We start from the raw sequence: 18,762 nt of genomic DNA, 5'->3' as shown, positions 1-18,762 counted from the left end.
CGCCCGCGCAGGCGGCGCGCTCCGGGGACGCGTGTCAGCGCAGATCGTAGACGCGCTTGTACTTGCCCTCGCTGCGCGGCAGAGCGCCCGGCTCCTCCAGGCGCACCGCGACGGTGGAACCGACGAACACCTTGATGCGCTGCGCCAGCACCTCCGCGGCCGCCTGGCACGTCTCGACCGACAGCTCGGGGTGCCGCTCGATGCGCACGGTCAGCGCATCCATGCGGCCCTCCTTCGACAGCTCCAGGATGAAGTGCGGCGTGAGCTGCTCGATGCCGAGCACGAGCTCCTCGATCTGCGTCGGGAACAGGTTCACTCCGCGCAGGATGATCATGTCGTCGTTGCGGCCGGTCACCTTCTCCATGCGCCGCATGCCGGGTCGCGCCGTGCCGGGCAGCAGCCGGGTGATGTCGCGCGTGCGGTAGCGGATCACGGGGAACGCCTCCTTCGTGAGCGAGGTGAACACGAGCTCGCCGCGCTCCCCGTCCGGCAGGGCGTCGAGCGTGTCGCCGTCGATCACCTCGGGCAGGAAGTGGTCCTCCCACAGGTGCGGGCCGTCCTTGGTCTCCAGGCACTCGTTGCCCACGCCCGGCCCCATCACCTCGCTCAGGCCGAAGATGTCGAGCGCGTCGAGGCCGAGGCGCAGCTCCAGCTCGCGCCGCATCTCGTTGGTCCACGGCTCGGCGCCGAGCACCGCGACCTTGAGCGACGTGGACCGCGGGTCGATGCCCTGCGCGACCATGGCGTCGGCGATCGTGAGCAGGTAGCTCGGCGTGCACAGGATGGCATCCGGTTCGAAGTCGCGGATCAGCTGCACCTGCCGCGCGGTCTGGCCGCCCGACATCGGGATCACGGTCGCTCCGAGCGCCTCGATGCCCGCGTGCGCGCCGAGCCCTCCCGTGAACAGCCCGTAGCCGTACGCGTTGTGCACCTTCATGCCGCGCCGGATGCCGCTCGCGCGCAGCGACCGCGCCACGAGCGAGCCCCACCGGTCGAGGTCGCCGCGGGTGTAGCCGACCACGGTCGGGCGGCCGGTGGTGCCGCTGGAGGCGTGGATGCGGGCGACCTCGTCCATGGGCACCGCGAACATCCCGAACGGGTACGTCTCGCGCAGGTCGTCCTTGGTCGTGAAGGGCAGTCGCCGCACGTCGTCGAGCGAGCGGATGTCGTCGGGGTGCACGCCCGCCTCGTCGAACTTGCGCGTGTACAGCGGGACGCGGCTGTAGGCGTGCCGCACGGTCCACTGCAGGCGCTCGAGCTGCAGGCGCTCGAGCTCGGGGCGGCTCAGGCGCTCCTCGGGGTCGAGCTCCTCGAGGGACGGCGGGCGGAGGGCGGAGGCGGGGGCGGTCGTCATCGACACGGGGGCTCCTCGGGTTCGGCGGGTGTCAGTGGGTCTGGGGTGTGGTGCGCGAGCGTCCGCGGAACTCGGCGACGGTGTCGCCCTGCTCGTCGACCACCGTCACGTCGTAGATCCCGGATCGCCCGGTGCGGGTACGGCGCACAGCCGTGGCGGTGAGCGTCTGCCCGGCGACGGTCGGCTTGAGGAAGGCGATGTCGGCGCCGGCCGCGACCGTGACCCGCTCGTCCTCGTTGCAGGCGATCGCGAAGGCCGTGTCGGCGAGCGCGAACACGAAGCCGCCGTGGGTGATGCGGAAGCCGTTGGTCATGTCGTCGCGCACCCGCATCGAGACGACGGCGTGGCCGGGGTCGTCGCGCTCCACGACGAGGCCGAGCAACCCGGCCGCGCGGTCCCTGGCCATCATGGCGCGGTTGGGCCGCACGTCCGCGGCGGTCTCTTCCGTCGTCACATCCGTCATCGCCGACCTCCTCGTCGCGCACAAAGTGGGCGGGACGCCAGCGTCCCGCCCACTCATACTAACTGAACGATCGGTCAGTAAGACAGTCCCGGCTCCCGAGACCCACCGGGAGCCGCGCTCACTCGACCGCCAGCGGCGGCGTGAGCTTCGCGTCCTCGGCCGTCACGCCCGTGACGACGGCAGCCGGATCGGCGAAGTCCCGGTCGAGGCGGAACCGCAGCACTCCGCCGTCGCGCGCCGCCCACTCGTAGAAGTACTCACCCGAGGAGACCACGTGCAGCCGGGTGCCCTCGGGGAACGCCGCCACGACGTCCGCGAGCGGTGCCCCGATCCGCACATCGCCCGCCGCCGGGAGAGCAGCGCCGTCCGGCTCGGTGTCCCCCTGCATGTTCGCGATGCCGACCGTCACGGCCGTCAGCGTCCCGCCGTCCTCCGTCCAGTGCAGCACCACCGACGAGGCGCCGTCCGCACTGATGAGGCGCGCGTGCGTGGTCGACCAGTCGTCCTCCTGCAGCGTGGCACCGGGCACCGCCGCGATCACGGTCTCGCGATCCGTGCCGAACACGAGCGGGCCCACCCCGGTGGTCGTGATCTCCCACTCGCTCCACGGCGCGCTCGCGTCGGCCGGAGTCGGCGTCTCGGTCACGGGCGGGTGCGCGGTGAGCTCGGCGACGAGCGCCTCCTTCGCCTCGACGGCACGGTCGCGCAGCAGCGTCGCCGCCCCCTCCGCGTCGAACTCCTCGTCGCCGGCGGACGGCTGCGACAGGTGCACGATCACGTTGCCCACGGCGGCGAACGCGTGGTGCGCGCGCCACGTGGTGCCGGACGACGTCAGCTCGAACGTGCCGGCGAAGGCACGCACGCCCTCGCTCTCCGGCGCCGTCGCGGAGACGAAGGAGCCAGGGCCCTGCGCGTCGAACTGCGCGCACGCGTCCACCGTCGACAGGAGCTGGTCCATGCGCTCGGCCGCGACCTCGACGCTCCCGAACTGCAGGATCTCCTGCCTGCCGCTGTTCGCGGTGTCCTGGGCGTCGACCATCGGCACGGTGCGCGCGCCGACGCTGCGCATCGAGGTCTCGGTCAGGAACAGCACGCACACCGCGGGGTCGAACGTCGGACCGCCGCCGTCGGAGTACTGCACCAGCTCGTCGGTCAGCGCGCCCGCGGGAGCGCCGGGCAGCAGGGTCGCGATCTCCTCGGGCGTGAGGGCGAACGCGTCGAGCTCGTCGCCCACGAAGGTGAGCGGACCGGTGTAGGGATCGGGCGTCTCGGCCGGGGTCGACGGGCTCGGACTGGGCCCGGCCTCCGGGTCGGACGCGCACGCCGGCACCGCCAGCAGTACCCCCGCCATGACCGCGGCGAGCACGCCGGCTCGCCTGTTCTTCCTCGTGTGCAGCGTCATGGCGACCATGACCCCTCCTGTCCTCGCGTGCGCCCAGATTGGGCCCCCCTGCGGCCACCGTAGTGGCCGAAGGGGCACGCGGAGACGTCCGCAACATACCGATATCAGAATGAGACGGATCGCATGCCGTCAACGGCATGCGTACGTCAGCGTTCGCCCGTCTCGGACAGCACTCGAGCCGCCGCCTCCCGCGCGGCGACCGCCGTCGCAGCACCCCGCGCGGCGTCCGCCGCTCGCCGGCACTCCTCGCTCGTGACGGCGTCCAGAGCGGCGGCGACCCGTCCGAGCGAGCGCGGCGTCATCGACAGCGAGGTCACCCCGAGGCCCACCAGGACCGGGGCCAGTGCGGCGTCACCGCCGGCCTCTCCGCACACGCCCACGGGTTTGCCCGCGGCACGTCCCGCAGCGCCGACCAGGCCGATCAGGCGCAGCACCGCCGGCTGCCACGGGTCGTTCAGCTCGCCCAGGTCGCTGAGCAGCCGATCGGCCGCCATCGTGTACTGCGCGAGATCGTTGGTGCCCAGGCTCACGAAGTCGACCACCGCGAACAGTTCGGCTGCGAGCAGGGCGGCCGCCGGGGTCTCGATCATGATGCCGACGCGGTCGAGCCCCGCCGCCCGGCAGCGCTCGGCGAACCCGGCCGCCTCGTCCACCGTGGCGACCATGGGCGCCATGACCTCGACCTCGGCGGACTCCGCGTCCGCGGCTCGCGCGAGCGCGCGCAGCTGGTCATCGAGCAGGGCCGGATTCCGGCGAGCGATGCGCAGACCGCGCACCCCCAGCGCCGGGTTGTCCTCCTCGTCCGCGTTCGCGAACGGCAGCGGCTTGTCGCTCCCCGCGTCGAGCGTGCGCACGACCACCTTGCGTCCGGGGAACGCGGCCAGCACGCCACGGTAAGCCGCCACCTGCTCGTCGATCGTCGGCGCCTCGACCCGGTTGAGGAAGCAGAACTCGGTGCGGAACAGGCCGACGCCCTCCGCGTGCGCCGACGCCGCCGTCGTCGCATCCGCCGCACCGCCGACGTTCGCGAGCAGCGGCACGCGGTGTCCGTCGCCGAGGCGTCCGCGGCCGTCGAACCGCACCACCGTGGAGGCCGCGCGCGCCGACGCCACCTCGGCCTCGCCCGGTTCGACCGTCACGGTTCCGCGCTCGCCGTCCACCAGCACAGCGGTCCCCTCGGCGATCTCGAGTGCCCCCGACAGGCCCACCACGGCGGGCAGCCCCAGCGACCGCGCGATGATCGCGGTGTGCGAGGTCGGACCGCCCTGCTCGGTCACCAGCGCGATGCAGTGACCGCCGTCGAGCGTCGCCGTATCGGCCGGCGACAGGTCCGTGGCCACCAGCACGAACGGCTCCTCGCGGTCGGGCACGCCCGGCATGTCCACCCGCAGGATCTCGGCGATGATGCGGTCCCGCACGTCGCGGATGTCCGCGGCCCGTTCGGCCATCCGTCCTCCCAGGGCGACGAGAGCCTGCTCGTGCGCCGCGGCGGTCTCCCAGACCGCCCGCGCGGCCGTGCGCCCCTTCGTCCGCACGAGCGCGGTCGCCTCCGACACGAGCTCCGGGTCGGACGCCAGGAGCCGGGAGGCGTCGAGGATCGCTCGGGCCTCGCCCGTCGCCTGCGCCGTGCGCGAGCGCAGCTGGTCGGCCACGGCCACCGCGGCCCATTCGATCGCGGAGACCTCGGCGTCGCGCTGGTCCGGCGGGATCACGGTGCCGGCGTCGGGCTCGGGCAGCGGCGGCGCCACGTGCACGACAGGCCCCGCGACCCGACCGGGGCTCACGCCGCGCCCGCGCAGCACGGCACCGGGCTCGATCGCGACCGGGGCGCCGGTGTCGGCCGCAGCGGCTCCTCCGCCGGGGGTCGGTCGTACGCTCTCTGTCGCCTCCCCCCGCGCTTCCTCTGTGCCCTCGCCGAAGCCGTCATCGAACAACGCGGCCAGGCGCTCCACGGCCTCTGCGGCACCGGGTCCCCGTCCGATCAGCTCGAAGTCCGTGCCCCGCCGTGCCCCGAGGGCGAGCAACCGGGTGAGGCTCGCCGCCGAGGCCTCGATCCCGTCCGGGAGCCGCCGCAGCCGCACGTCCGCCCCCGCGGCCGCCTCCGCGATCAGCGCCGCGGGCCGCGCGTGGATGCCCAGCGGGTTGCGCACCGTCACCCGGCGCACGACGGCGTCCTCGGAGGCCTCACCCACGTCCGCACCGCCCGTGTCCGCACCGCCCGCGCCCGCATCGGCGGTGCCCGCACCTGCACCGGCAGCGACATCGTCCGCTTCCCCGAGCTGTCCGCTCTTGGCGGCCAGCGCGCCGGAGGCCTCCGCCGCCACGGCATCGAGGTCGGCTCCCGCCGCCGCGGCGACCACGGCCGCGAGCAGCCCCTCCACGAAGGGCGCAGGCGCCAGGCGCACCGGCACGTCGCTCGCTCGCAACTCGAGGGCGAGCTCGGCGCTCAGCACCGCCGACCCGAGATCCATGAGCACGAGCACGCCGTCGCAGTCCGCCGCGACCGCGTCGATCGCGGTCGCCACGGCCACCGCGTCGGTCCCGAGCACGGGCGTGCCGTCCGCGTCGACCCCCGCGCCCGCCGCGACGTCGACCCGTACGCCTCCACCCGGCACCATCTGGAGGGCGAGCTCGAGCGCCGCCTCCCCGAGCCGGGCGCTGTGGGAGACGGCGACGATGCCGATCATCAGGCGCTGTCCGCGATCGCCGCCGCGAGCGTCTCGAACAGGAGCGCGGTGGAGGCCGCGCCCGGGTCGAGGTGCCCCGCGCTGCGTTCGCCGAGGTAGCTGGCGCGACCCTTGCGCGCAACGAGGTCGAGCGTGGCGTCCCGTCCCACGGCCGCCGCCTCCGCGGCCGCGCGCGCCGCGTCGCTCATGGAAGCCTCTCCGGCGAGCGCCGCATCGAACGCATCCACCGCGGGGGCCATCGCGTCGAACATGGTCTTGTCGCCCGCTTCCGGCTTGCCGCGCGCCACGATGCCTTCCAGCCCGGCGCGCAGCGCGGCGGCGAGCCCGGGCCCGTCCAGCTCGGCCACCGCTCCGGCGGACATGCCCATGCGCAGGAAGAACGTGCCGTACAGGGGTCCGCTCGCCCCGCCGACCGAGCTCACGAGCGTCATGCCGACGGTCTTCAGCAGCTCGTCGACCGTGGCGGGGGTCCCCAAGGCGAGCTTGTCGCCCACGGCCGCGAAGCCACGGGCCATGTTGGCCCCGTGGTCGGCGTCGCCGATCGCGGAGTCGAGCTCGGTGAGCCAGTCCCGCTGCGCCGTGACGGCGTCGCGGTAGCGCGTGATCCAGTCCGCCAGCACGGCGGTGTCGACGGCCGCCATCAGGCGCCCCACCGCAGGCCGGGGGTGACCACGGGCGCGTCCCACAGGCGCAGCAGCTCGTCGTCGGCCTTCAGCACGGTGACGGAGCAGCCGGCCATGTCGAGCGAGGTGATGTAGTTGCCGACCAGGTTGCGGGCGATCTGCACGCCGGACTTCTCCAGGATCGCCGCGACCTCGCCGTACATCAGGTACAGCTCGATCAGCGGCGTCGCACCCATGCCGTTGAGCATCACGATCGCGGGGCCGGCGGCGTCGAGGTCACCCAGGATCGGCTCGACGAGCTGGCGCGCGATCTCGGACGCCGGCGCGAGGGGTTCGCGGTGCCGCCCCGGTTCACCGTGGATGCCGATGCCGATCTCCATCTGGTCGTCCGGCAGGTCGAACGTGGGCTTGCCGGCCGCGGGGACGGTGCAGCTGGTGAGGGCCATGCCCATCGAGCGCCCCTGTCCGTTGATGCGCTTGGCCAGTTCGACGACGGCGGCCAGATCGCGGCCCTCCTCGGCCGCGGCGCCCACGAGCTTCTCGAGCAGCACCGTGAGGCCCACGCCGCGCCGCCCCGCGGTGTAGAGCGAGTCCTGCACGGCCACGTCGTCGTCCACCACGACCGTGCCGACCTCGATGCCCTCCATCGAGGCGAGCTCGGCCGCCATCTCGAAGTTGAGCACGTCGCCGGTGTAGTTCTTCACGATGTGCAGCACGCCGGCGCCGCGGTCGACGGCCTGGGTGGCCACCTGCACGCGGTCGGGGGTGGGCGAGGTGAAGACCTCTCCCGCGACCGCCGCGTCGAGCATGCCCGTGCCCACGTAGCCGCCGTGCAGCGGCTCGTGCCCGGAGCCACCGCCCGAGACGACCGCGACCTTGCCCTGCGCCTTGGGCACAGCCCGGGTGATGACGTGGTTCTCCAGGTCGACCGACAGCTCCGGATGAGCGGCGGCGACGCCCTTCAGGGATTCGACGAGAACGTCTTCCGGGGCGTTGATGAGCTTCTTCATCGTGCGATCTCCTTTGATGCATCGTGGCTGTCGCGAAAATCCGAAAGGAATTCGTTAATGTCGAATATGCTCGGAGCCTGGCGGGTTGTCAAGATCGTTCAGGCGACCGGCGCGACCGGCTCGACGACGACCGGAAGGAGACGGGCATGATCCAGGCGATCGACCGCGCGGCGAAGATCCTCGACCTGCTCCAGGGAGCACGACACCTCGGCATCACCGACCTGTCGACGGCCCTCGGACTGCCGCCGTCGACCGTGCACGGCATCGTGAAATCACTGCGCGCGCACGGGCTCGTCGCCAAGGAACGCGGCGGGCAGCGGTACATGCTCGGCCCGACTCTGCTGCGCCTCAGCAACGTGTATCTCGACAGCCTCGACGTGCGCGCCCGGTCGATGCGCTGGACCCAGGAGCTCGCCCGCCGCACGCGCCTCTCCGTGCGCCTGGGCGCCGCGCACTTCACCGACGTGCTCGTGATCCACCACAACCTGCGTCCGGACGACAGCCAGCAGATGCTCGAGACCGGCATGGCGATCCCCGCCCACGCCTCCGCCATGGGCAAGGTGCTGCTGGCGTACGACCAGGGATTCCAGCAGAGCGTGTTCGCCGCGCCGCTGCGCAGCCTCACCGGCGACACGGTGACCGACGTCGCCCGCCTCACACTGGAGCTGCCGTCGATCGCCGAGCGCGGCATGGCGGGCGAGTTCGACGAGGCCGTGCTCGGCGAGTCGTCGCTCGCGGCACCGATCGCGGACGCCTCGGATGCGATCGTCGCCGCGGTCGCCGTGGTCATGCCCACCTCGCAGACCCCCGCGCCGGACGCGGTCGTGAACGCGCTCCGGGAGACCGCCAGGAACATCTCCCGCGAGCTCGGCGCCACCGCCTGGCCCCCGCGCATCTCCCCCGCGGAGGACTGATCCGCCCCTTCGTTCGGGAGCGGCAGTCGACCAACGTCGCGACCGCGTCCGCCTCAGGTCACCCACGCCCTGGCCATGAGTCCAGACCTCGTCTGGCTTATCAGCGAATCATCAGAATCCGCTATTCCGGAGTGCCCTGACGGCGATAGCATCCCCTCGGCGCGGGGATCGTCTAGTTCGAGGGGTCTACCCATGTTCATCTCCGGACGCCACAGCGTGCTGTCCATTCGGAGAGAGCGAGCGAGGCAACGCTGGTCGTTGCTCGCGCTGTTCGCTCTTCTCGCCAGCTTCTTCGTCGCGATAGCGACTCCGCCACCGCCCGCCAGAGCAGAGTTCAACTTCGACTGCACAAGCGAGCAGGGCATCGCCTACTTCGTCAACACGAACGCCGGTACCGTCTCGATGGTCTACACCGGGACGGACACGGCCGTGCGCACCATCGATGTCGGCGGCACGCCCTACGGCGTGGCCTCCCTTCCGGACGGATCCAAGATCTACGTCGCCAACGGCTCGGGGAGCGTGCAGGTCATCGACCCCACCACGCTCGCGGTCTCGTCCATCTCCGATCCGTCCTTCTCCGAGTCGGTGGGGGCGTGGAGCTCTCAAGACGGATCGCAGGTGTACATCACCAACTACGGCACCAACACCGTCAGCGTGATCGACACCGCCTCCGACACCGTGACCCGGGTCGTGACCGTGGGAGACGCGGCCATCCCGACCGGCTCCGGATGGATGGACCAGTACGGGAGCGAACTGTTCGTCTCCCTGAGCGCCGGGAGCGCCGGAATCGCGGTCATCGACATGAACAGCACGTCGAGCACCGCGTCGCGCATCATCCCGTCCGCGCTTTCGCACGCCGTCGCCGTCAACGGAACGTTCCTCGCCTCGGCCGACCAGCGCACGACGATCGAGATCTACGGCACGGCGGCACCGTCGCCGCTGCTGCGGACCATCACCGCGCCCGAGGACGTCCACGGATTGACGTTCGTCCCGAACACGAACTACCTGATCGCGACGGGCACCGCCACCGGCAACTCCTATGTCTACGACGCGTCGACAGGCGCGCTCCTGCGCACTCTCGACGGCGGGGGCGACAACGCCCGCATCGCCGTCGCGTCGCCCATCGGAGATGAGGTCTACATCGCGAGCTCAACCGGCGGCGCCGCGCGCACCGGTGGCACGATGGACCACCTGGTCACCGTCGGCACGCCCGATCAGTGGGTGTTCACCCCGAACCAGACCGCGCTCGGCGCGTTCCCTGACGGCCACACGCCCGCGTTCTCGTGCCTGCCTCCGCTCACGGGCTCGAAGGCGTTTGCGAAGTCGCCCATCGCGATGGGCGAGACGACGACGCTCACCATCACGATCAACAACACGAACATCGTCCCCGAGACGGGCATCACGGGTGTGACGCTGACCGATCCGCTGCCGTCGAACATCCGCGTCGCCCCCACGGGCACAGCGTCGACCACCTGCACCGGCGGCACGGTGACAGCAGACCCGGGCGGCGCTACCGTGACGCTCACCGGCGGCACGGTGGCACCGGCGACGGGGCCCAACGGCAGTCTCACCCCCGGCAGCTGCACCATCACGATCCCCGTGATCGGCGTGGAACCAGGGTCCCAGACGAACGTGATCCCGGCGGGCGGACTGATCGGTGACATCGTCGGCCCGAACACCTCCGAGATCACGGCCCCCATCGAGGTGCTGCCTCCGGGGCTGCAGATCGCGAAGACCAACGACGACGCCGACGGCATCGTCGAGGGCGGCCAGACGGTGACCTACTCCGTGACGGTGACGAACTCGGGCACCATTCCGCAGACCGGCATCACGCTGGACGACGTGCTGCCCGAGGGCGTCACCTACGTTCCGCAGTCGACCGTCGCCACCCAGGGCACGATCACGCTGGACAACGAGCCAGGCGGCGCGACGCCCGACCTGGTCGGCGGTGACCCCGTCGCCGGCTCCCTCGTGAGTCCGGACGACGATTTCACCATCCCGGTCGGCGAGTCGATGACCGTGACGTATCAGGTGACGGTGGACACGCCGGCGCCCTCCACGATCACCGATTACACCAACACCGCCAGCGTGTCGTCCGTGCAGGAGCCGACGCCGATCGAGGACAGCAACACGCTGAACCCGTTCCGCGCACTGTCCGTGGAGAAGGAGACGTCGATGACGGCGGACTCCCGGCCCGGCGACACGGTCACCTACACGGTCACCGCGACCAACGACGGCAACATCGCCTACACCGACGCGAACCCCGCTGTCGTGTACGACGACGTCCGCGGGATCATCGACGACGCCACCTACAACGGCGACGCGGCGGCCTCGGTCGGTGACGCTCCGACGTACATCGACCCCGGCTTCCTGTCGTGGCGAGGGCCGCTCGGAGTCGGTGAGTCGGTCACGATCACCTACACGGTCGTGCTGCAGGCGGGCGGCGACGGCGTCGTGCGCAACGTCGCCTGGCAGCCGGCGAACCCGCCCGCACCGAACACGCCGCCGGCCGACGGCGACGTGCCGGCCTGCGACCCGCGGACCGACCAGGGCACCGACCCGGTCAGCGGCGAGCCGTGCGACGCGACGCAGGAGGAGTTGCCCCGGCTGACGATCGAGAAGACACCGAACGTCACGGAGCTGCCCGCCGACGGAGGTTCCGTCACCTACACGATCGTCGTCACCAACGCCGGTCCCGGTGACTTCACCGCCAACAGCCCGGCGACGTTCGCGGACGACCTGACCGAGGTGCTCGACGACGCAGAGTACAACGACGACGCGTCCGCCACGATCGGTACGGTGTCGTACGCGGCACCCGAGCTGTCGTGGTCGGGCGTCCTCGCCTCCGGGCAGTCGGCGACCATCGTGTACACGGTCACGTACGACGCCGCCGCGGGCGACAACATCCTCTTCAACACGGTCTGCGTGCCGGAAGCGGATGCCCTCGACCCCGCTGCCGCGTGCGATCAGGCACAGGTTCCCGCCGCCGAGCTCGAGATGAGCAAGACGGTGGATCCGGCCGACGGCACGGCGGTGAACGCCGGGCAGGCCGTCACGTACACGCTGTCGTTCGCGAACGTCGGGCAGGCACCGGCCACGGTCGATGCGCTCGACTCGCTCGCGGGAGTGCTCGACGACGCGACGCTCACGGCCGGCCCCACGGCGTCGGCCGGGCTGACCGCCACGCTCGCCGGCACCGACCTCGGCATCACCGGCACGGTTCCGGTCGGGCAGACCCTGACGGTCACATACACCGTGACGGTCAACCCGTTCGCCCAGCAGGCCGACCATGTGCTCGACAACGTGCTCAGCAACGGTGACGGCACCTGTCCTCCGGGCGGCTGCGACGACACCGAGAACCCGATCCGCCACTACTCGGTGGCGAAGGAGGTCTCGGCCGCACAGGCGATGCCCGGTGACGTCGTGACGTACACCGTGACGGTCACCAACGACGGGGAGGTCGACTACACGGCCGCGGCTCCGGCATCCATCGAGGACGACCTGACCGCTGTGCTCGACGACGCCGTCTACAACGACGATGCGACCCAGGGTGCCACCGTGACGGGGAACACCCTCTCCTGGGCGGGTCCGCTCGCCATCGGCGACACCGTCACGATCACCTACTCGGTGACGGTCGATGCGGCCGGCGAGGGTGGTGATCTGGCCCTCGGCAACGTCGTCGTCCCGACCGACCCGAGCGGCGAGTGCGCGACAGCCGACGACTGCACCACCGACACCCCGGTCGGCGTCTTCGAGGTCTCCAAGACCTCGTCGGGGACCGGCCAGGTGCGCGCGGGCGACGTGCTCACGTACACCGTGACGGTGACCAACCCCAGCGCGGTCGACTTCACGGATGCGCAGCCGGCCTCCTTCACCGACGACCTGTCGCCGGTGCTGGACGACGCGACGTACAACGACGACGCGACGCAGGGCGCCACTGTCGAGGGAACGATGCTGTCGTGGTCGGGTCCGCTGGCCGCCGGTGCGACGGTCACGGTCACCTACTCGGTGACCGTGGATGACGCAGGCGACGGCGACGGCGTGCTCACGAACGCGGTCGTCCCCGGCGAGGACGGCACGTGCGTGAACGCGTGCACCACCGAGGACGCGCTGCGGGCCTACACGGTCGCGAAGACGTCGTCGGCCGGCGGCACCGTCCACGTGGGCGACACCGTGACCTACACGGTGACGGTGACGAACACCGGTGCGGTCGACTTCACCGACGCGGATCCGGCGGCGCTGTCCGACGACCTCGCGCCGGTGCTCGACGACGCGACCTACAACGGCGATGCCACGAACGGCGCCGTCGTCTCCGGAACCGTCCTGACGTGGTCGGGAGCGGTCGCCGCGGGTGACTCGCTGGACATCACGTACTCGGTGACGGTGCTCGCCACCGGAACCGGTGACGGTGTGCTCACGAATGCCGTGGTGGCGACGACTCCGGACGGCGACTGCGATCCCGACGCGGAGTGCACGACCGTGGACGAGCTGGCTGCGTTCACCGTCGAGAAGTCGGCATCGGCGACGCGGCTGAGTCTCGGCGACGTGCTCACCTACACGATCGTGGTGACGAACACGGGAGCGGCCGACTACACGGTCGACAGCCCGGCAGTCGTGACCGACGATCTGTCGGAGGTCATCGACGACGCCACCTACAACGGTGACGCGACGAACACGGCCGTCTACTCGGCTCCCGAGCTGACGTGGTCGCTGGCCATCCCCGCGGGTGAGAGCACGGTCCTCACCTATTCGGTGACGGTGAACGACCCCGACACGGGCGATCACCTCCTCACCAACGCGGTCGTCCCCGGCGACGGAGGCGAATGCGTGACGGAGGGCTCGTGCGCGACGGTGACGCCGGTCGCGGAGTACGCGGTGGCGAAGAGCGTCGACAAGGCGACCGCTCGTGCCGGCGACGACGTGACCTACACGGTCACGGTCACCAACACGGGAGCCGTCGACTTCACCTCCGACAGCCCGGCATCGTTCGTCGATGACCTGTCGGCGGTGCTGGACGACGCGGCCTACAACGGCGACGCCACCAACGGCGCGACGTACAGCCGGCCGGTCCTGTCGTGGTCGGGTGCGCTCGACCAGGGCCAGACCGTCCAGGTCACGTACAGCGTGTCGGTCAACAGCCCGCTCACGGGTGACCACCGGCTCGACAACACGGTCGTCCCCGGCACCGACGGCCGCTGCGGCGACGCATGCTCGACGAACACCACCGTCGACGTCCCGCCGCCGTCGCCGCTCGCGACGACGGGTCTGAACCCGGCCGTCGTCGGCGGGGGGATCGCAGCCGCCGTGCTGGCGATGCTCGCCGGCCTCGGGTTGATCCTGTTCCGGCGCCGGACCCACGTCGGCGAGTAACCAGGAAGGAGAGCGGTGTGCGGGCGGAGGCGACTCCGCCCGCACACCGCGTTCACGCCATGTCCCATCGTTTCTTCCCGCTCCGTCGGGTCCTCACCGCCGTCGCGCTGGCGCTTCCCCTCCTCGGCACCCTCGGCGCCGCCGCGGCCACTCCGCCTCCGTCCGCCGCCCCCGATCTGTCCGTCAGCCTCGCGAGCGACGCGGACGCCGTCGCTGCCGGCGACGACCTCACCTACACGGCCGAGATCGTCAATCGCGGCGAGGCCGTCGATGCGCGGATCGTGCTCGAACCGCCGACCTTCGTCGAGCTGCTGAAGGTCGGCGACGGCGGAACTCTCGCCGACAATGTCGCCACCTGGACGAGCGCGCTTCCCGCCAAGGCCACCACCACCGTCACCGTCACCGCCACGGTCGCCGACATCCCCGGCACCGAGCGGCGGGCGACCGCCCTGGTGAGCGTCTACGTGAACGGCGCCACGACGCCCCTGATCCGGAGCGCCTCGGCGGACCGGATCGCCGGCGTCGACGACGAACCGTCGACGACACCGGAGCCTCAGGGCATGCCGCCCTGGGCTCTCACCGCCATCGGCGTCGTGCTCGCGATCGCCGCGGTGGTGATCGTGGTGGTACTGCTCCGGCGCCGCCGCCCCGCCGACGCCGTTGACACCACCGTGGACGACCCGGCGACCGACGCAGCCGAGTCCGAGTCCGAGTCCGGGGCCGAGTCCGAGTCCGGGGCCGAGTCCGGGTCCGAGGCCGTGGCCGAGTCCGCGTCCGAGGCCGATCCCTCGGCGGTGGCCGACCCCTCGGCGGTGGCCGAGGCCGCCACCCGGGTCCGCGCGCGCGCCGCTCACCCCGCGACACGGCGCCGCGAGCACGACACGACGGGGTGACCCGCGGGCGACGCGCCGTCCGCCCCGCTCAGCCGCGCAGCGCCAGAGCGAACGGTAGGACGGCCGTCGCCCCCGCGCGTCGGAGCTCCCGCGCGGCGACCGTCATGGTCCACCGGCTGTCGACCAGGTCGTCCACGAGCAGCACGGGGCCCGACGGCACCTCCAGGTGGGCGGCGTCGAGGCGGCCCCACAGCCCCGCGAGCCGGAACACGCTGTTGCCTCCCGGCTGCCCGGACGGGCCGCCGTCGCGCGGCGCGAGCGCCCCGAGATACGGCAGCCGCCCCACCTCGGCGAGGCCGCGCGCCAGGGACTCGACCAGTTGCGGGCGGGAGCGCGACGGCATCGCCACGACCGCGACCGGGCGCTCGGCCCAGCCCCATCCGGCCAGCACGCGCACGCACGCTTGCAGCACCTGCGGCGACACGGGGGCGTCGGCGGCACCGGCCGCGAACGTCTCGCGAAGCGTCCCGCCCCAGCCCAGGTCGGTGAGCCGGGCCAGCGCGCGCCCCTCGGCCGCCTGCTCCTCCGCGGGGATACGACCGCGCACCGGGACGTCGAGCCGATCCGCACCCGTCGGCCACGCGCGCCGCGGCTCGATCGGCACGCCCACCCGATCGAGCGCCTGGGACGCCTGCGCGCTGGCCCCCGCTCCCACCTCGGTCGGGAACCACACGCCCGCACAGTTGTCGCACCGGCCGCACGGGGCCGCGGTCTCGTCGTCGAGCGTGCGCTGCAGGAACTCCATCCGGCAGCCGTCCGTCTGCTCGTAGTCGAGCATGTGCTGCTGCTCCGCCCGCCGCTCCCCCGCGATGCGCTCGTAGCGCTCCGCGTCGTACGTCCAGGGCGCGCCCGTCGCGATCCACCCGCCCTGCACGCGGCGCACCGCACCGTCGACGTCGAGCACCTTCAGCAGCAGTTCGAGCGGCGTGCGGCGGATGTCGACCAGGGCTTCGAGCGCCGGGGTCGACAGCGGGGTGTCACTCAGGGCGGCGATCACGCGTTCGGCCCGCTCGCGGTCGGGCATCGATGCCGTGGCGAAGTAGTGCCAGATGTCGCGGTCCTCCACGCCGGGCAGCAGCAGCACGTCGGCGCTGTCGCTCGCACGGCCCGCACGACCGACCTGCTGGTAATACGCGACCGGAGACGACGGGGCGCCCAGGTGCACCACGAAACCGAGGTCGGGCTTGTCGAAGCCCATGCCCAGGGCGCTCGTGGCCACCAGGGCCTTCACCTCGTTGCGCTGGAGCATGCCCTCCGACTCCTCGCGCTCCTCGGCGTCGGTCTGCCCCGTGTACGCGCGCACCTCGTGCCCGTGGTCGCGCAGCAGCCGCGCCGTGTCGACCGCCGCGGCCACCGTGAGCGTGTAGATGATGCCCGAGCCGGGGAGGTCGTCGAGATGACTGAGCAGCCACGCCAGGCGGCTCGCCGAGTCGCGCAGGCGCAGCACCCCCAGTCGCAGCGAGGCGCGTGCGAGGGGTCCGCGGATCGTGAGCACGGGCGCGGCACCGGGCTCCCCGTCGGGCGTGAGGGCCCCGAGCTGCTCGGCGACGTCGGCCACGACCCGGCTGTTCGCGGTCGCCGTGGTCGCCAGCACCGGCACGTCGGCGGGCATGCGGGCGATGAGGTCGCGCAGGCGGCGGTAGTCGGGCCGGAAGTCGTGGCCCCAGTCGCTGATGCAGTGTGCCTCGTCGACCACGAGCATGCCCAGCCGATCGATGAGCGCGGGCAGCTGCTCCTCCCGGAAGGACGGGTTGTTCAGCCGCTCCGGCGACACCAGCAGCACGTCGACCTCGTCGCGCGCGAGCTGCTCCAGCACCTGCGCCCACTCGTGCGCGTTGGTGGAGTTGATCGCGACCGCGCGCACTCCGGCCCGCTCCGCCGCGGCGATCTGGTCGCGCATGAGGGCCAGAAGCGGCGACACCAGCACGGTGGGCCCCGCGCCCTCTCGCCGCCGCAGCAGCGTGGCCACGAAGTACACCGCCGACTTGCCCCACCCCGTGCGCTGCACCACGAGCGCGCGCCGGCGACCGTCGACCAGCGCCTCGATGGCTTCGAACTGACCCTCGTGGAAGTCGGCGTCGGGCCGTCCGACCAGCTCGGCGAGGGCGGCGCGCGCGGCCACGCGGGTGGAGTCGGAGGGCGTGGAGGTCATGCGTCCCACTCTGCCCCACCCCGCCGACAGCGCCCGCCCGGAGGCCCGCGATCCGGGGACCGCGCCCGACGCGTCCCCTAGCGTGGAGGGATGATCACGCGCGAACTCGCCGTCTCCCTGCGCGACGCGGGACTCACCTGGCACCCCGCGGAGGGCGACCGCTTCCAGCTCGACCTCCCCGACGACGTCGAGCTGGAGGCCGAGGCGGACGTGTTCACCGTGAGCGCCATGACCATCGAGGCCAGGCAGACCCCGAGCGGCACCGACTTGGCGTTCAACGGCACCACGGAGTGGGCGCTCGATGCGGTCACCCTGGCCGACGCGGTGTGGCTGCCGCGCGAGGGCCAGTTGCGCGAGCTGCTGCGCGGCACGTTCCGCTCCCTCGTGCGCCTGCCGGACACGTTCCGCGTGGAGATCGAGATCGCGGGCGAGACGCTGGCGTTCGAGCACCCCGACCCCGCCGAGGCCTACGGACGGGCGCTGCTCGCCCTGATCTCCCGCTCGCACTGACCGCCGCCGGTGCCGGCTCCTTGAATACCGTCGTCCCCTGTGTCAGAATTACCTAACGATCGGTCAGTAAAGAGTGACCGGAGCCGAGGAGTCGACGATGACCAGTCCCGCAGACCTGTCCCTGGTGGGCGGCGAGACCACCGACGAGGAGCGCCTGTTCGACGAGCTCATCGCGAACGAGCAACGCATCGAACCCCGCGACTGGATGCCGGAGGCGTACCGCAAGACGCTGATCCGCCAGATCTCCCAGCACGCGCACTCCGAGATCATCGGCATGCAGCCCGAGGGCAACTGGATCACGCGCGCGCCCAGCCTCAAGCGCAAGGCGATCCTGATGGCGAAGGTGCAGGACGAGGCCGGCCACGGGCTCTACCTCTACTCCGCCGCCCAGACGCTCGGCATCACGCGCGACGAGATGATGGACCAGCTCATCAGCGGCAAGGCCAAGTACTCCTCGATCTTCAACTACCCCACCCCGACCTGGGCCGACATGGGCGCGATCGGCTGGCTGGTCGACGGCGCGGCGATCTGCAACCAGGTGCCGCTGTGCCGCGCGTCGTACGGCCCCTACGGTCGCGCGATGGTGCGCATCTGCAAGGAGGAGTCGTTCCACCAGCGACAGGGCTTCGAGATCCTGCTCACGCTCATGCGCGGCACCGAGGAGCAGCGGCGGATGGCGCAGGACGCGGTGGACCGCTGGTACTGGCCGAGCCTGGCGATGTTCGGCCCGCCCGACGACCAGTCCCCCAACTCCGCGCAGTCGATGGCCTGGAAGATCAAGCGCTTCTCGAACGACGAGCTGCGTCAGCGCTTCGTGAGCATGCTCGTGCCGCAGGCGGAGATCCTCGGCGTCACGCTGCCCGACCCCGACCTGCGCTTCGACGAGGAGACCGGCCGCTACGAGATGGGCGAGATCGACTGGGACGAGTTCTTCCAGGTGCTGCGCGGCAACGGCCCGTGCAACGCGGAGCGGCTCGAACGCCGTCGCACCGCGCACGAGGAGGGGGCCTGGGTGCGGGAGGCCGCCGCCGAGTACGCTCGCAAGCAGGCCCTCAAGACCAGGGCGGTGGCGTGATGGCGACTCCGGGCGCCGACGAGCGCGAACCCTGGCCGCTGTGGGAGATCTTCGTGCGCGCCAACCGCGGGCTCAGCCACGTGCACGTCGGCTCGCTGCACGCCCCCGACGCCGACATGGCCATCCGCAACGCCCGCGACCTCTACACCCGTCGCGGCGAAGGCGTCTCGATCTGGGCCGTACCCGCCGACGCCATCACCACGAGCGACCCCGACGCGAAGGGCGCCTATTTCGAGAGCCCCGCCGGCAAGAACTACCGGCACGCGGTGTACTACACCGCCTCCGAGGGGGTGCCGCACCTGTGAGCGA

13 protein-coding genes are annotated in these 18,762 nt (G+C 71.9%); 6 read left to right on the top strand and 7 right to left on the bottom strand.

Going from position 1 to position 18,762, the window contains the following annotated elements; genetic code table 11:
* Positions 1-34: 34 nt before the first annotated feature.
* The 6 genes from paaK to dhaK all read right to left on the bottom strand — a co-directional run bounded on the left by paaK (position 35) and on the right by dhaK (position 7,539).
* The gene (gene paaK / locus KE274_RS04845; protein WP_211541697.1) at positions 35-1,354 is read right to left on the bottom strand and encodes a phenylacetate--CoA ligase PaaK; all 1,320 of its coding nucleotides are present in this window, start codon (positions 1,352-1,354) and stop codon (positions 35-37) included.
* Positions 1,355-1,385: 31 nt separating this feature from the next.
* On the bottom strand, positions 1,386-1,817 hold the full coding sequence (gene paaI, locus KE274_RS04840) for a hydroxyphenylacetyl-CoA thioesterase PaaI (protein ID WP_211541505.1): 432 nt from the start codon (positions 1,815-1,817) through the stop codon (positions 1,386-1,388).
* Positions 1,818-1,935: 118 nt separating this feature from the next.
* A complete protein-coding gene (locus KE274_RS04835) occupies positions 1,936-3,228 on the bottom strand; it encodes a sensor domain-containing protein (protein WP_211541504.1) in 1,293 nt (430 codons plus the stop codon).
* 137 nt (positions 3,229-3,365) lie between these two features.
* A complete protein-coding gene (gene ptsP / locus KE274_RS04830; protein ID WP_211541503.1) occupies positions 3,366-5,906 on the bottom strand; it encodes a phosphoenolpyruvate--protein phosphotransferase in 2,541 nt (846 codons plus the stop codon).
* Positions 5,906-6,547, bottom strand: a complete 642-nt coding sequence (gene dhaL, locus KE274_RS04825; protein WP_211541502.1) for a dihydroxyacetone kinase subunit DhaL — start codon at positions 6,545-6,547, stop codon at positions 5,906-5,908. The genes ptsP and dhaL overlap by 1 nt, the downstream gene beginning before the upstream one ends.
* Complete coding sequence (dhaK, locus tag KE274_RS04820; protein WP_211541501.1) at positions 6,547-7,539, bottom strand: dihydroxyacetone kinase subunit DhaK; 993 nt, start codon at positions 7,537-7,539, stop codon at positions 6,547-6,549. Before dhaK ends, dhaL begins: the two co-directional genes overlap by 1 nt.
* Before the next feature lie 146 nt (positions 7,540-7,685).
* Here dhaK and KE274_RS04815 point away from each other — a divergent pair, with 146 nt between their 5' ends.
* From KE274_RS04815 to KE274_RS04805, 3 genes are all read left to right on the top strand, one after another.
* Positions 7,686-8,453: an IclR family transcriptional regulator gene (locus KE274_RS04815; protein ID WP_211541500.1), complete on the top strand. Its 768-nt coding sequence runs from the start codon at positions 7,686-7,688 to the stop codon at positions 8,451-8,453.
* A 192-nt stretch (positions 8,454-8,645) separates the two neighbouring features.
* Positions 8,646-13,823, top strand: coding sequence for a DUF11 domain-containing protein (locus KE274_RS04810; protein WP_211541499.1), 5,178 nt, complete (start codon positions 8,646-8,648; stop codon positions 13,821-13,823).
* Between the two features lie 59 nt (positions 13,824-13,882).
* Positions 13,883-14,716, top strand: coding sequence for a DUF11 domain-containing protein (locus KE274_RS04805; RefSeq protein ID WP_211541498.1), 834 nt, complete (start codon positions 13,883-13,885; stop codon positions 14,714-14,716).
* A gap of 28 nt (positions 14,717-14,744) precedes the next feature.
* Here KE274_RS04805 and KE274_RS04800 read toward each other — a convergent pair whose 3' ends face one another.
* Complete coding sequence (locus tag KE274_RS04800) at positions 14,745-16,868, bottom strand: RecQ family ATP-dependent DNA helicase (RefSeq protein WP_211541497.1); 2,124 nt, start codon at positions 16,866-16,868, stop codon at positions 14,745-14,747.
* A 90-nt stretch (positions 16,869-16,958) separates the two neighbouring features.
* On the opposite strand from KE274_RS04800, the gene KE274_RS04795 reads away from it, so the two are divergent.
* The 3 genes from KE274_RS04795 to paaB all read left to right on the top strand — a co-directional run bounded on the left by KE274_RS04795 (position 16,959) and on the right by paaB (position 18,758).
* Entirely contained in the window at positions 16,959-17,378 is a 420-nt protein-coding gene (locus KE274_RS04795) for a pilus assembly protein CpaE (RefSeq protein ID WP_211541496.1), read from the top strand.
* A gap of 97 nt (positions 17,379-17,475) precedes the next feature.
* Positions 17,476-18,453 carry a 1,2-phenylacetyl-CoA epoxidase subunit PaaA gene (gene paaA / locus KE274_RS04790; protein WP_211541495.1) on the top strand — a complete coding sequence of 326 codons (978 nt, stop codon included), beginning with the start codon at positions 17,476-17,478 and terminating at the stop codon, positions 18,451-18,453.
* Positions 18,453-18,758 (top strand): 1,2-phenylacetyl-CoA epoxidase subunit PaaB, encoded by a 306-nt coding sequence (gene paaB, locus KE274_RS04785; RefSeq protein ID WP_042539384.1) that lies wholly within the window; start codon positions 18,453-18,455, stop codon positions 18,756-18,758. The genes paaA and paaB overlap by 1 nt, the downstream gene beginning before the upstream one ends.
* Positions 18,759-18,762 lie beyond the last annotated feature (4 nt).

The organism is Microbacterium paraoxydans (assembly GCF_018224615.1).
GTDB lineage: Bacteria > Actinomycetota > Actinomycetes > Actinomycetales > Microbacteriaceae > Microbacterium > Microbacterium paraoxydans_B.
This window is presented reverse-complemented; position numbering and strand designations above follow the sequence as displayed.